Raw genomic sequence first — 13852 nt, forward strand, 5'->3', positions numbered from 1 at the left:
CGGCCCCCATGTCGGGGGGATGAGAATCGACATCTACTCCGACGTGGTCTGCCCCTGGTGCTGGATCGGCAAGCATCGCTTCCAGCAGGGTGTGCAGTTGCTGGGCGCCGATGCGCCCGAACTCGAGATCCACTGGCAGCCGTTCCAGCTTGACCCCGATGCGGACGCCACCCCGGTGCCACTGCGCGAGGCCTATGTGCGCAAGTTCGGCGGTGCCGAGCGCACCGAGCAGATTCTGGGCCAGACCCAGACCGCTGCGCGGGCCGAGGGCCTGCCGATGGACTTCAGCCAGGGCCAGGTGCGGGTAACCACGCTGCCGGCGCATCGCCTGTTGTGGCTGGCTGGCCAGCACGGCGTGCAGGAGGCCGTCGGTGAGGCGCTGTTCCGCGCCCATTTCGAGCATGGACAGAATCTGGCCGACCCGGCGGTGCTGGTCGAGGCCGGCGCCGCCGGTGGCCTTGCCGCAGATGAGATCCAGCAGATGCTGGCCGGCGATCGTGGCCTGGCCGAAGTGGAAGCGGGCCTGGCGCAGGCCCACGCACTGGGTATCTCCTCGGTGCCCACCTTCGTCATCGACGGCCGCTGGGCGGTTTCCGGAGCCCAGCCCCCGGAAGCCTTCGCCAACGCGCTGCGTCAGATCGCCGCCGAGCAGGCGGCAGGGCAGGGCGCGGAGGGTGCCCCGGACGGCGGCGACGACGCCTGCGGCGCGGACGGCTGCAAGGTCTGACCGACCCGCAGAAGGGGACGGAGGGGATTGAGTCGCATCCGGCACCAGTGGGTCGATTGCGCCTTGATCCCCTCCGTCCCCCTTTTTGACCACTGCGCCTGTTGGCCGGTTCTGCGACAATGCGGCACTGCGCCATGCGGGCGCCCGTTGTGGAGATCGACCATGCTGCTGATCGGCGTTGCCGGTACTGAACTGACCGCCCAGGAACGTGAGTGGCTGCAGCACGATGCTGTGGCCGGGGTGGTGCTGTTCAAGCGCAACTTCGCTTCGCGGCAGCAGGTGACCGAACTGTCCGCGGCGATCCGCGCTGCCGCACCGCGCCCGCAGTTGATCTGCGTGGACCAGGAAGGCGGTCGCGTGCAGCGCTTCCGTGAGGGCTTCAGCGAACTGCCGCCGCTGCAGGACATCGGTGTCCAGTACGCCAGGGATCCCGACGCTGCGCTGGCATTGGCCGAGCAGCACGCCTGGCTGATGGCCAGTGAGGTCCGTGCCAGCGGCGTGGACCTGAGCTTCGCCCCGGTGGTCGACCTCGGCCGTGGCAATCGCGCCATCGGCAATCGTGCCTTCAGTGAAGACCCGCAGGTCGTGGCCGCGTTCACCGCCGCCTACGTACGCGGCATGCATGCGGTCGGCATGGCCGCCACCCTCAAGCATTTCCCCGGCCATGGCACCGTGCTGGAAGACACCCACGTGGATACCGCGATCGATCCGCGTGCGCTGGATGAACTGCGCGCACAGGATCTGGTCCCGTTCACGGCCGGTATCGCCGCCGGCGCCGATGCGGTGATGATGGCGCACGTGATCTACCCGCAGGTCGCACCGGAACCCGCTGGTTACTCGCCGCGCTGGATCCAGCAGATCCTGCGTGGCGAGCTCGGCTTCCGCGGCGTGGTGTTCTCCGATGACATCGGCATGGCCGCCTCGCACAGCGCCGGTGGCGTGCCGGCACGCGTGCACGCACACCTGGATGCCGGCTGCGATGTGGTGCTGGTCTGCCACCCGGAGCTGGTCGATGAAGCCCTGCACGCGGTGCAGGGACGCTCCCTCAATACCGCTGCGCTGCTGGGCCTGCTCGGCCGCGGCGCGCTTGGCTGGGATGGCCTGCTGGCCGATGCCCGCCATGGCGACACCCAATCCCGTCTGCTGCAAACCCTTGGAAGAACCGTCTGATGCCGAACCTCACCATTTCCCAGGCCCTGGCCCAAGCCGACCTGCTGGTCGACCGCCCCACCATCGACAAGGCCATTGCCGGCATCGCCGACGCCATCGCGCGCGACTACCAGGGCGAGGTGCCGCTGTTCCTGTCGATCATGCACGGTGCGCTGCCGTTCGCCGGCCAGCTGGCACTGGAGCTGGGCGCGCGTGGCCAGGACGTGCAGTTCGATTACCTGCACGCCACCCGTTACCGCGGTGAGACCACCGGCGGCGACCTGGTGTGGAAGCACAAGCCGGCCACGGCGCTGTTCGGCCGCCGCGTGCTGCTGGTCGATGACATCCTCGACGAGGGTTACACCCTGCAGGGCGTGCGTACCTGGTGCCTGGAGCAGGGCGCGACCGACGTGCGCATTGCCGCGATGACCGTGAAGAAGCACGATCGCGCGCTGCCGGACGTCACCGCCGACTATGCCGGCATCGAGCTGCCGGATCGCTACGTGTTCGGTTTCGGCATGGACGTCAACGAAACCCTGCGCTGCGTGCCGGCCATCTACGCGATGAAGGAATAACAACGCGGCCGCCTGCGGCCTGCGTTTCCCGCCGCCGGCATCCTCGGGTGCCGGCGTTCTTTTTTCTCTGGAGTGCTTTCCATGCAACAGATCGCCCTGGCCGTGATTGGCGGTACCGGTGTCTACAACCTGGCCAAGCTTGACGACGTGCAGACCCACGAAGTCGACACCCGCTTCGGCAAGCCGTCCGGCCCGGTGCGGGTCGGGACATTGCTCGGTCATCGCGTGGCCTTCCTTGCACGCCATGGTGAAGGCCATTCGTTGCCGCCGCACAAGATCAACTACCGGGCCAACCTGGCCGCGCTGCAGCAGATCGGCGCGCAGCGGGTGCTGGCGCTGAACACGGTCGGTGGCATCGGTGACGATTTCGGTCCGCGCGTGCTGGCCTGCCCGGATCAGGTAATCGATTACACCTGGGGCCGCATCAGCACGATCTGCGAAGAAGAGGGCACCGACGTGGTGCACGTCGACTTCGGCCATCCGTATACGCCGATGCTGCGCAGCAAGATCCTGGCGGCGGCGAAGGTGACCGGTGTGAAGGTCCACGATGGCGGCTGCTATGGCGCGACCCAGGGCCCGCGGCTGGAAACCATCGCCGAGATCGCGCGCATGCGCCGCGATGGCTGCGATCTGGTCGGCATGACCGGCATGCCCGAAGCGGCGCTGGCGCGTGAGCTGGGGCTGGATTACGCCTGCCTGGCGATCGTTGCCAACTGGGCCGCCGGGTGCGGTGATGGTGAGGAGATCACCATGGCCGAAGTGCTCGCCAATGTGCAGGCCGCCAGCAACGGACTTCCGGAACTGGTCGGCGAATTGGCGCGGGGGTGATTGTCTTCGCGTAACAAGCTTTGCATACTCAGCTTGTGCGCGGGTTCAGCGTACACCACCCATTCATTGCATAAGGTCACGCATCACCATGCCGAACGGTACCGTCAAGTGGTTCAACGACGCCAAGGGATTTGGCTTCATCTCGCCGGAGGACGGCAGCGCCGACGTCTTCGCGCACTTCTCCGCGATCAACTCCAAGGGCTTCCGCAGTCTGCAGGAAGGCCAGAAGGTCACCTACGACGTGACCCAGGGCCCGAAGGGCGCCCAGGCCTCGAACATCGTTCCGGCCGAGTGATCCACTCGATAGTGCGTTGAAAACCCCGCTTCGGCGGGGTTTTTTTTTGCTGGCCGTGAAGACGCTCTTGCGGCGGGAGCGCCCGTCCTTGCGTGCGAATGTCCCCCGGCGCCGGCCTGCGGCCATCGCCTCCTCCTTTACTTCGCACGCAAGGACAGGCGCTCCCGTTGCGGAATCGCGCGCGCCAACAGAGGCCATGAAAGCTGAGCGCTGCCACCATTGCCGGCTCTCCTGCGAAGTAAAGGAGGAGGCAGCCGCGCAGAGGCTGCCGGGGGACATTCGCAGGAGAGCCGGCAATGGTGGCGGAGCCCGATGCACATCTGCTCGGAAGAGGGGGCAGCTGATGTACCGCCCCTGCGCCGATGGCACAATGCAGGCATGACGGAACGACTGCGCATCGCCGTGATTGGATACGGCACCGCTGGCCAGGCATTGGCCATCCTGCTCACCCGTGATGGCCACGAGGTGGAGATCTTCGAACGCGTGCCGACCCCCGGGCCGGTGGGTGCGGGATTCCTGCTGCAGCCCAGCGGACTGCAGGTGCTGTGGCAGATGGGCCTGCTTGAGGCCGTGCGTGGCTACGCCATGCCGGTGCGAAGGCTGTATGGCGATACGCCGTGCGAGCGCGCGGTGATGGACATGGGCTATGACGGCCTGGATACGCGCCTGCACGGCATGGGCATGCAGCGCGGGGCGTTGTTCTCGGTGCTGGACCAGGCGCGTGAAGGCGCCGGCGAGCTGCACGTGGGCACAACCATCGTCGAGGTCGATCACCAGCAGGGGCGGCTGCGCGACAGCGACGGTCGCACGCACGGACCGTTCGATCTGGTGGTTGCCGCCGACGGCGCCGCCTCTACGCTGCGCAACGCCGTCGACGGTGGCGCGGCGCTGGACCGGGTGTACCCGTGGGGTGCGCTGTGGTGCCTGTTGCCGGCCGAAGACTGGCCACACATGGAGCAGCTGCGGCAGCGCTACGTCGCCGCGCGCAAGATGATCGGCCTGCTGCCGGTGGGCACCCGACCCGGTGACGACACGCCTCGCCTGAGCTTCTTCTGGAGCCTGCCGCGTGCGGATTTCGACCGCTGGCAGGGCGACGGCATGGCGCCGTGGCTGGAAGAACTGCATGCGCTGTGGCCACAGGCGGGCGCGCGCTTTGCCCATCTGCGTGACGCTGGTCAACTGGCGCGCGCGGTGTACCGCGATGCCGTGATGAAGCGTTGGCATCAGGGGCGGCTGGTGCTGGCAGGCGATGCAGCACATGCGATGAGCCCGCAGCTGGGGCAGGGCGTGAACATGGCGCTGCTGGATGCACTGGCACTGCGCGACGCGTTACGCACCCATGGTGGTGGCGAACCGGCATTGCAGGCCTACCAGGCGCAACGACGTGCGCATGTGGCGGTCTATCAACGCTGGAGCCGCTGGCTGACGCCGCTGTTCCAGTCCGATCGCGATGCGTGGGCAAAGGCGCGCGATGTGCTGCTGGGACCGATGGGACGACTGCCTGGCGGGCGCGGGCACATGCTGCGCGTGCTCAGCGGCACCCAGCACGGATGGCTGGGCGCGTTGCCGCTCGATCCGGCATTCATCCAGGCGCTTGCCGCTGCGCCCCTGCCGCTACAGGGCGTGGAAATGCCGGCCACCGCGTGAAGCCTTTCGTTACGGCACTTAACGATTGCCTCACCCCGTATGTGCGACAAGAGATGAGCACGCGGCAGCCGCGTCGCCCGCTTTCCTTTTCGTGATCGATCATCGCGTGGCCCGGGTGGCGCCGCTGTCGTTGCCTGCTGCGGCCCGGATGCGCCGCACGATGCACGAGGAGGATGCCATGTTGTTCGCGGTCGAGAAGCTGGAATCGGAAATCTGCAAGCTGCGCGGTCTGCTGCGGATGCTGCACGAGGACCAGCCCGACGTACTGGAAGATGTGTTCGAGTTTCATGTCGGCAGTCTGATCAGCCACGCATCACCGGAAAGCCACGGCCATATCCGCGCCTGCGCGCAGGAAATGCTGATGGCGATACAGGCACTGCCGCGCCACGCCGACGAGGCGACGCAGGATTTCAGCCTGATGCACGGAATCGCCGCCCGCCCGTCGTAATCCCGCGCAGGTCTCGACGCGTCAGCGAACCGGTAGCGGCACTACGCTGTCTTCCACACAGGCGAGCAGCTGTTCGCCCGGCGCCAGTACAGGCACCACACCGGCGGTGAATGCCGAGAATGCCGGCAGGATGGTCACGCCCTGGCGCAGCCAGAACGCGGGGAAGCGCCGACGCAGTGCCGGCAACGCAACCTGCGGATGCACATGGCCCGCCAGCACGTGCGCGGAGGCATCGGCCAGCGGCTCGTGCCGCAGCAGGAACGGTCCCCATCGCGCGTCGTCATGCATCTGCACCTGCAGCGCCGCCTTCGGCAGATCACGGTCGTGATTGCCGCGCACCACGTGGATCTCCAGCGCGGCGTGATGTTCGCGCCAGCCAAGCCATTGCTGATACCAGGCCGCGCGATGCGCCGGGCCGTGCAGGACGTCGCCGAGGATCCATAGTTGCTGGCACTGGTGCATGGTCACCAGGTCCTGCAGGCGCTGCAGGTCATTGCCGGTGCCGCCCGACGGCAGGGCGATTCCCGCACGCCGGAACACGTCCGCCTTGCCCAGGTGCAGGTCGGCGATCAACAGCGCGCGCTGCGCCGGCCACAGCAGCGCCCGGCCGCCGAGCAGCAGCATCGACTCACCTCCCAGCTGCAGCGGAAGATCAGCGGCCATGGCGGCGCTCCAGCTGCTGCGCGGCACGCTGCACGCGCGTACGCCAGTCTTCATTGCTGAACTGCCCACGCAGGCGTTCGGCCCACAAGGGAAATGCCAGCGGGGTCAGTGATGAGGGCCGCTGCAGGGACAACGAACGTGTGGCGATGCGTGCCAGCACCTGCTGCAACCCGGGCAGGTCGAGGCTGTCGTGCAGTACTTCCTGCTCGGCCAATGCCAGCAGCAGATGCTCCGGGTCGTGCTCGCGCAGCACGTCATGCAGCAGTCCGGCGGAGGCCTGCAGCTGGCGCAGCGAGCGTGGCATGCCACCCGGCAGGCTGGGTACCAGCAGGCCCGCTACGCGCGCGATGCCGCGGAACTGGCGGCGCGCCAGCTCGCCCAGGTTCACCGCTTCGCGCAGGTCCTGCAGCAGATCGCCAGCATCCAGCATTGCCCGCCAGTCCTGTTCCTGCAGATCCACCGGCGTGGCCGGAGCGAGCACCAGGCCATGGTCATTCACTGCATAGCCGATGCTGTTGCGTTGCCGACGGGTGCAGCGAAGGGCCAGCAGCGCGGCCAGCGCTTCGTGCACATGGCGGCCCGCAAAGGGATAGACGAACAGGAACTGGCCTTCGCGTCGGCGCACGTCTTCCACCAGCAGGTGGTCGGGCGATGGCGCCGCAGACAGCTGCGACTGCAATGCCAGCAGCGGTGCAAGCCACCGCGACTCCGCGCTCTGGTCGGCGCCTGACAGCACCTTTTCCAGTTCGCGGCCCAAGGGCATCGACAGTGGCAGTTGACCGCCCTGCCAGCGCGGTACCACGCCATCACCACCACCGCGCGCCACGCGCACGAACGCGGTCATGTCGCGCAGCTGCACCAGCTCCAGCAGCCGCCCCGCAAACTGGAAACGGTCGCCGCGGCGCAGGCGGCTGGCGAACTGCTCTTCCACCGCGCCCAGGCTGCCGCCACGCAGGAACTGTACGCGCACGCTGCCGTCGCTGCTGATGGTCCCGATCGACAGCCGATGGCGCAGCGCCTGGCGGCGATCGGGCATGCGGTACACGCCGTCGGCATCGCGTACCACCTTGTGGAACTCAGGGTACCGGGACAATGCACGTCCGCCCTGCACGATGAAATCGATCACCGCATTCCACTGTGCGTCCTCCAGCGCGGCGAAGGCATGCGTGCCACGGACCTGTTCCAGCAGTGCATCGGCGTTGAAGCCGCCCGCCAGCGCGCGGCTGACGGCGTGCTGGGCCAATACGTCCAGCGACAACGTGGGAGGACGTCGCGCTTCGATCACCCCGTCATGCAACGCGTGCCGGGCCGCCGCGTACTCGGCCAGTTCCAGCGCATGGCTGGGAATGCACAGTATCTGGCCGTTGGCACCGGGCCGATGGCGCGCACGCCCGGCGCGCTGGCGCAGGCGCGCCACGCCCTTCGGGCTGCCCAGCTGCAGCACCTGGTCCACTTCCGGAAAGTCCACGCCCAGATCCAGGCTGGAGGTGGCCACCACGCACCGCAGCGTGCCCGCACGCAGTCCGTCCTCGACCTGCTGTCGCAGCGTGGGATCCAATGATCCATGGTGCAGGGCGAGCGTGCCGGCATCTTCCGGCCACACGGCTGCGAGGGCCTGGTGCCACAGTTCCGCCTGCGCACGGGTATTGGTGAAGAGCAGGCTGCTGCGTGCACGGAACAGCGCGTCGAGCACGCGCGGAAGCTGGGAAAGGCCAAGATGCCCGGCCCATGGAAAGCGTTCGCCGGGTTCGGGCAGCAGGCTGCGGATCGTCACCGGCCGCTGCCGTGCACCTTCCACGATCGTTGCCTGTGGACGGTGTGGCAGCAGTACGTCGCGTGCCTGTGGCAGGTTGCCCAATGTGGCCGACAGCCCCCACAGCTGCATCGCCGGGGCTGCCTCACGCAGCAGCGCCAGATTCAACTGCAGCAGCACGCCGCGCTTGTTGCCCAGCAGTTCGTGCCATTCGTCCACCACCACGCAGCGCAGTTGGCGCATGCGCTCGAGGGTATCGGGATAGCTGAGCAACAGCGCCAGCGACTCCGGCGTGGTGACCAGCACGTCGATGCGACCTTCGCGGGCCAGGCGCCGGTCGCGGTTGCTGGCATCGCCGCTGCGCAGCCCCACGCGCCAGCCCAGGCCCAGGCCGTCGATCGGTGCCTGCAGCGCACGTGCGGTATCGCTGGCCAGCGCACGCAGCGGCGTTACCCACAGCACCAGCAGCGGGCGTACCGCGCTGGCGCGACGCGGTGCGGGGGGCGGGTCGAGCATCGCCTGCAACAAGGGGCCGCCGAACATGGCAAGGGTCTTGCCACTGCCGGTGGGCGTGTGCAGCAGGCCAGATTCGCCCGCCAGGTAATGACGCCACATGGCGCGCTGGAAGGGCAGGGGGCGCCAGCCGCGGCTGCCGAACCATGCGTGCAGGCGCTGCAGCGCATCGCTGCGCTTCATCGCGCCAGCGCCTGCAACTGGGCCAGGTGGTCGGCTTCGGCAGCCGGCTTGTCGTGGCGCCAGCGCAGGATGCGTGGAAAGCGTACGGCGATGCCGGACTTGTGGCGCGCGCTGCGGTTGACTGCTTCGAAACCAAGTTCGAACACCTGTTCAGCACTTACGCTGCGCACCGGGCCGAAGCGTTCACGCGTGTGCGCGCGGATCCAGCGGTCGAGGGCGAGGATTTCCTTGTCGTCCAGACCGGAATAGGCCTTGGCCACTGGAACCAGTGTCTCGCCGTCCCAGACGCCGAAGGTGTAGTCGGTATACAGCGTGCTGCGCCGACCATGGCCTGCCTGCGCGTACAGCAACACCGCATCGATCGTGAGCGGTTCGACCTTCCACTTCCACCAGTCGCCACGGCGACGCCCGGACTGGTAGACCGAATCACGACGCTTGAGCATCAGCCCTTCCACGCCGCGTTCGCGCGATGCTTCGCGCAGCTGCGCGGCATGCTGCCAATCGTCGGCTGGCACCTCGGGCGACAGCTGTATGCGCGGATCGCCGAGCGTGCCGATCACCTCGGCCAACTGCACGCGTCGCTGCTGCAGCGGCAGTGCACGCAGGTCCTCGCCGTCGCGCTCAAGCAGATCGTAGGCGAGCACACGTACCGGCGTGTTGCGCAGGGTGGCGGCGCCGGGTTTGCGGCGCTGGATGCGGGTCTGCAGGGCGGTGAATGCACGCGGCAGATTGTCGGCGTCGTCCCATGCCAGCAGCTCGCCATCGAGCACGCAGCCATCGGGCAGAGACGCTGCCGCCTGCTCGATCTCCGGGAAGCGACCGTCCAGCCGCTCTTCGCCGCGCGACCACAACGCCACCTCGCCCTGGCGCCGCAGCAACTGCAGGCGGATGCCATCCCACTTCCATTCCAGCAGCCAGTGGCTGATGTCGCCCAGCCGCTCGGTGGGCTCGCCTTCCAGCGGCGAAGCGAGGAAGAACGGGTAGGGCTGCTGACGATCGGTCGGCAGTTCTTCGGCAGACAGCAAGGTGGTAAGCAGGCCGGGGGAGGGCACCCAGTCGCCGAGCATGCGCTGAGCGATACGGGCGATATCCAGCCCGGACCACTCGGCCAACGCCTGCTGCACCACGCGCTGCGACACACCAACGCGCAGCGCGCCGGTCAGCAGCTTGTTGAAGACCAGGCGTTCGGCCGATGCCAGCTGTCGCCAGCCGTCGACAACGGCGGCACGACGCACCGGCTCCGGCTGGTTGGCAACGGCAAGCAGGTGTTGTTCGACCCAGTCGGCCAGAGGCCGATCCTCGGCTTCGGTGGCCGGATCATCCAGCAGCAGGGTAAGCGTTTCAGCAAGGTCGCCGACCTGCGCGTAGCTGTCTTCGACCAGCCAGGGGGGCAGGCCGGATTCGTCGGCGATCCACGCCCGCAATTCGCCGCTGCCGGCAATCTTCCGCCGCGCGCCGCCCACTTTGCCGCCGCTGAGCAGGTACAGCGCCCACGCTGCGTCATGCGGGCGTGCGTGCTGGAAGTAATCGATCAACGCCGCGCGCTTGTCCAGTGTCGCCGTGCTGCGATCCAGCCGCTGGTAGAGCGCGGCGAAGGCCTTCATTCCTCGCCTCCGAAATCGGTGCGGAACGCTTCGGCGGCAACGCCGCGTTCGCGCAGGTACGGAATCAACGCATCGGTGTTGCCGTGGGTGGCAATGACCCGCTGCGCGCCGGTCTGGGTGATGGTCTGCAGCAGCGCTGGCCAATCGGCATGGTCGGAGATCACAAAGCCACGGTCGACGTTGCGCCGGCGGCGGTTGCCGCGCAACTGCATCCAACCCGAGGCGAAACCGAGCTGGTGGCGGCCGAACCGGCGCAGCCACGGCGTACCGGCGGCCGAGGGTGGGGCCAGGATCAGCTGGCCGGCCGCATCGGGCTGACGCCCCTGTTCGGCAACGGTGAGCGTGTCGAGCATGGGCACACCGGCCTGGCGATAGACGGCCACGCCGTTGGCGATGGCGCCATGCAGCCAGGCAGGCTGGTCATCCACCGCACGCAGCTCGGCAAGCACGCGTTGCGCCTTGCCCAGCGCATAGCAGAGCAGCACTGCCGCTTCGCCCCGCTGCGCGCACTCGCGGCGCCAGGCGGCGATCTCGGCCGCCACGGCACGGGTATCGGGCCAGCGGTAGATCGGCAGCGCAAAGGTCGCCTCGGTGATGAAGGTATCGCAGGGCACCACTTCGAATGCAGTGCAGGTCGGGTCGGGCTGGCGCTTGTAGTCGCCCGACGCCACCCAGACCTGCTCACCATCGTCGATGCGCACCTGCGACGAGCCGAGCACGTGGCCGGCGGGATGCAGCGATACCTGCACCCGGCCCAGCGCGAACGGCACGCCCTCGGCATGCGCGTGCAGCGGCACATCGCCCAGGCGCCAGCGCAGGATCGGCACGCTGCCGGTGCTGCAGTGGTACTCGCCCATGCCCGGACGCGCATGGTCGCCATGGCCATGGGTGATGACCGCGCGCGGTACCGGCCGCCAGGGATCGATATGGAAATCGCCTGCCGCGCAGTACAGCCCTTCCGGCCGCAGTACTACCAGATCGTCTTTGCCTGCCATGCCGTCACTGTGGCGGTCCGGTCGTGCACGTGGCGAGAATCGGCCTGAACGCGGGGTTGCCGGGCGATACGGCACAATCGGACCGCACACCTCTTGCCGGCGGGGAAGGAACCGATGAGTGGACCGAGCTTCAACAGCAGCGCCCCCTACGAAACCCATGTGGTGCTCAACCAGCCGCCGCCGTTCGCCGGCCGGCAGCTGTGGACCGACGACATCGCATTGATGGAGGCCGTGCAGCGCGAGGGCGCGGCGGCGTTCGCACCGCGGTTGGCGGTGTACGGAGGGCTGGCCGGCGACGCGCTGTACCGCATCGGCTTCGACGCCAACCGCGATCGCCCACGCCTGCGTACCCATGATGCACAGGGCCATCGCATCGATACCGTGGAATTCCATCCGGCGTATCACCAGTTGATGCAGACGGCCAAGGAACATGGCGTGGCAGGGTTGTCCTGGCACGAGCCGCAGCCCGGCGCGCATGTCGCGCGCGCTGCGCTGAGCTACCTGCACCACCAGGCCGAGGCCGGCACCAGCTGCCCGTTGACCATGACCCACGCCGCGGTAGCCGTGCTGCGCGGGCAGCCGCATCTGGCCGAGTGGTCGCGCAAGGCCGCCGCACCGGTATACGACCCGCGCGATGTGCCAGTGGCCGACAAGGCCGGCATCACCCTGGGCATGGGCATGACCGAGAAGCAGGGTGGTTCGGATGTGCGCGCCAACACCACCCGCGCCGAACCCATCGACGGCGAGCGCTATCGGCTGATCGGCCACAAATGGTTTTTCTCCGCACCCATGTGCGATGGCTTCCTGGTACTGGCGCAGGCGCCGGCCGGATTGACCTGCCTGCTGATGCCACGGCGCCTGGCCGACGGCGATCGCAATGCATTCCGCCTGATGCGCTTGAAGGACAAGCTGGGCGACTGGGCCAACGCATCCAGCGAAGTGGAGTTCTGTGGCGCACAGGCCTGGCGTGTGGGCGAGGAGGGACGCGGGGTGGCCACCATCATCGGCATGGTGATGATGACCCGGCTGGACTGCATGCTGGGCGCTGCGGCGGAAATGCGCATGGCGCTGACGCAGGCGCTGCATCACGCGCGGCATCGGCGCACCTTCGGCAAGCCACTGATGGACCATCCGCTGATGGGCAACGTGCTGGCCGATCTGGCGCTGGAATCGGAAGCGGCCACGGTGCTGGCGATGCGCATCGCACGCGCGGTCGATCGCGCTGGCAGCGATCCGGCCGAGGCCGCGCTCGCGCGGCTGGGTACGGCCTTGGGCAAGTACTGGATATGCAAGCGCGCACCTGCGTTCGTCAACGAAGCGCAGGAATGCCTGGGCGGTGCCGGCTACGTGGAGGAATCGATGTTGCCGCGGCTGTACCGGCAGGCACCGTTGAATTCGATCTGGGAAGGCAGCGGCAACATCCAGTGCCTGGATGTGCTGCGCGCGCTGGCGCGCGAGCCGGAGGTGCTGGCGGCGCTGCACGGTGAACTGGAGGCGGTGGCCGATCGTGATGCGCGTTATGCGTCGGCACTGCAGCAGTGGCGCGATGCGGCGGCGCCGGAGGAGGCACAGGCACGGGTCTTCTGCGAACGCACTGCCTTGCTGCTGCAGGCCGCGCTGTTGCTGCGTGCACGCAGTCCAATGGCCGAAGCGTTCATCCGCAGCCGGTTGCACGGCGAGCATGGGTTGGCATTCGGCACGCTGCCGGCAGGGGTGGATGTGGCGGCGATGCTGGCGCGTGCGCTGCCGTAGGTGACGGCCAACGGCGAGGCCCCTCGTGGTGGGCGCTGCTGGAGCGTGGGCAGGGCCGCGCGGCCCTGGACGGTTTCCGTGCGCGCCCAGCACGGAATCAACAGAAGAAGCGAAAAGCAGAAAAGCCGCGGCGATGCCGCGGCTTTTCCGGTAGCGCCGGGCGATGCCCGACGAACGCGAAGGCCTTAGTGCTTGGCTTCTTCCTTGGCGGCAGTGGCCTTGGCGTCGTCAGCAACATCGCGGGCCTTGTCGGCAACCTTCTGCGCGGCATCGGCCGTGGCGTCGCTGGCGTGGGCGGCGGCATCGGTGGCTGCGACCTTGGCCTTGTCGGCGGCGGTGGCGGTGGCGGCTGCGGCGCTGTCCAGCGCCTGCTGGGTATCGGCGGCAGCCTGTTCAGAGGCGGCAGCGGTCTTGTCGGCAGCGTCGCGGGTGGCCGCAGCGGCCTTGTCGACGGCATCGCGCGCGGCTACACCGGCGCTGTCGGCGGCCTGCGCGGCATCCTGCTTGGCCTGTTCGGCTTCCGGGCCCTTGCAGGCAGCCAGTGCGAGCAGCAGGGAGGCGGCCAGCAGGGTAGTGGTCAGCGGACGAATCTTCATGGCGGTCTCCGGTACTGCAATGGATGGGGACGCCAGCCTATTCATACCGTTGTGAAGACCTGGTGGTGACCTGCGAACGGAACTGCGCGCAAAGAAAAAGCCGCTGGCGAACCAGCGGCTTCTT

At 68.1% G+C, this 13852-nt stretch carries 13 protein-coding genes; 8 read left to right on the forward strand and 5 right to left on the reverse strand.

Going from position 1 to position 13852, the window contains the following annotated elements:
- The first annotated feature begins 19 nt into the window (after positions 1-19).
- The 7 genes from BW38_RS06110 (at position 20) to BW38_RS06080 (ending at position 5669) form a co-directional block, all read left to right on the forward strand.
- Positions 20-727, forward strand: a complete 708-nt coding sequence (locus BW38_RS06110; RefSeq protein ID WP_032977100.1) for a DsbA family oxidoreductase — start codon at positions 20-22, stop codon at positions 725-727.
- A gap of 162 nt (positions 728-889) precedes the next feature.
- Positions 890-1897, forward strand: coding sequence for a beta-N-acetylhexosaminidase (gene nagZ, locus BW38_RS06105; RefSeq protein WP_025879181.1), 1008 nt, complete (start codon positions 890-892; stop codon positions 1895-1897).
- Entirely contained in the window at positions 1897-2451 is a 555-nt protein-coding gene (locus BW38_RS06100; protein ID WP_025879180.1) for a hypoxanthine-guanine phosphoribosyltransferase, read from the forward strand. The genes nagZ and BW38_RS06100 overlap by 1 nt, the downstream gene beginning before the upstream one ends.
- 81 nt (positions 2452-2532) lie before the next feature.
- Entirely contained in the window at positions 2533-3279 is a 747-nt protein-coding gene (locus BW38_RS06095) for an S-methyl-5'-thioinosine phosphorylase (protein ID WP_025879179.1), read from the forward strand.
- A gap of 88 nt (positions 3280-3367) precedes the next feature.
- Positions 3368-3574: a cold-shock protein gene (locus BW38_RS06090; RefSeq protein ID WP_019183439.1), complete on the forward strand. Its 207-nt coding sequence runs from the start codon at positions 3368-3370 to the stop codon at positions 3572-3574.
- A 378-nt stretch (positions 3575-3952) separates the two neighbouring features.
- Positions 3953-5221, forward strand: coding sequence for an NAD(P)/FAD-dependent oxidoreductase (locus BW38_RS06085; protein WP_032977101.1), 1269 nt, complete (start codon positions 3953-3955; stop codon positions 5219-5221).
- Positions 5222-5399: 178 nt separating this feature from the next.
- A complete protein-coding gene (locus BW38_RS06080) occupies positions 5400-5669 on the forward strand; it encodes a hypothetical protein (protein ID WP_025879177.1) in 270 nt (89 codons plus the stop codon).
- A gap of 21 nt (positions 5670-5690) precedes the next feature.
- Here the strand turns inward: BW38_RS06080 and pdeM are convergent, their stop codons facing one another.
- From pdeM to BW38_RS06060, 4 genes are read right to left on the reverse strand one after another with little or no spacing between them, the layout of a single operon-like run.
- Positions 5691-6332, reverse strand: coding sequence for a ligase-associated DNA damage response endonuclease PdeM (pdeM, locus tag BW38_RS06075; RefSeq protein WP_032977137.1), 642 nt, complete (start codon positions 6330-6332; stop codon positions 5691-5693).
- Complete coding sequence (locus BW38_RS06070) at positions 6322-8781, reverse strand: ligase-associated DNA damage response DEXH box helicase (RefSeq protein ID WP_032977102.1); 2460 nt, start codon at positions 8779-8781, stop codon at positions 6322-6324. Before BW38_RS06070 ends, pdeM begins: the two co-directional genes overlap by 11 nt.
- The gene (locus BW38_RS06065) at positions 8778-10385 is read right to left on the reverse strand and encodes an ATP-dependent DNA ligase (protein ID WP_032977104.1); all 1608 of its coding nucleotides are present in this window, start codon (positions 10383-10385) and stop codon (positions 8778-8780) included. Before BW38_RS06065 ends, BW38_RS06070 begins: the two co-directional genes overlap by 4 nt.
- Positions 10382-11380: a ligase-associated DNA damage response exonuclease gene (locus BW38_RS06060; protein WP_032977105.1), complete on the reverse strand. Its 999-nt coding sequence runs from the start codon at positions 11378-11380 to the stop codon at positions 10382-10384. The genes BW38_RS06065 and BW38_RS06060 overlap by 4 nt, the downstream gene beginning before the upstream one ends.
- A gap of 114 nt (positions 11381-11494) precedes the next feature.
- On the opposite strand from BW38_RS06060, the gene BW38_RS06055 reads away from it, so the two are divergent.
- The gene (locus BW38_RS06055; RefSeq protein ID WP_032977107.1) at positions 11495-13132 is read left to right on the forward strand and encodes an acyl-CoA dehydrogenase family protein; all 1638 of its coding nucleotides are present in this window, start codon (positions 11495-11497) and stop codon (positions 13130-13132) included.
- Positions 13133-13317: 185 nt separating this feature from the next.
- Here the strand turns inward: BW38_RS06055 and BW38_RS06050 are convergent, their stop codons facing one another.
- Positions 13318-13728: a hypothetical protein gene (locus tag BW38_RS06050; RefSeq protein WP_025879171.1), complete on the reverse strand. Its 411-nt coding sequence runs from the start codon at positions 13726-13728 to the stop codon at positions 13318-13320.
- Positions 13729-13852 lie beyond the last annotated feature (124 nt).

Origin of the sequence: Stenotrophomonas sp. RIT309, assembly GCF_000632045.1 — a bacterium.
In the GTDB taxonomy this organism is placed as follows: domain Bacteria; phylum Pseudomonadota; class Gammaproteobacteria; order Xanthomonadales; family Xanthomonadaceae; genus Stenotrophomonas; species Stenotrophomonas indicatrix.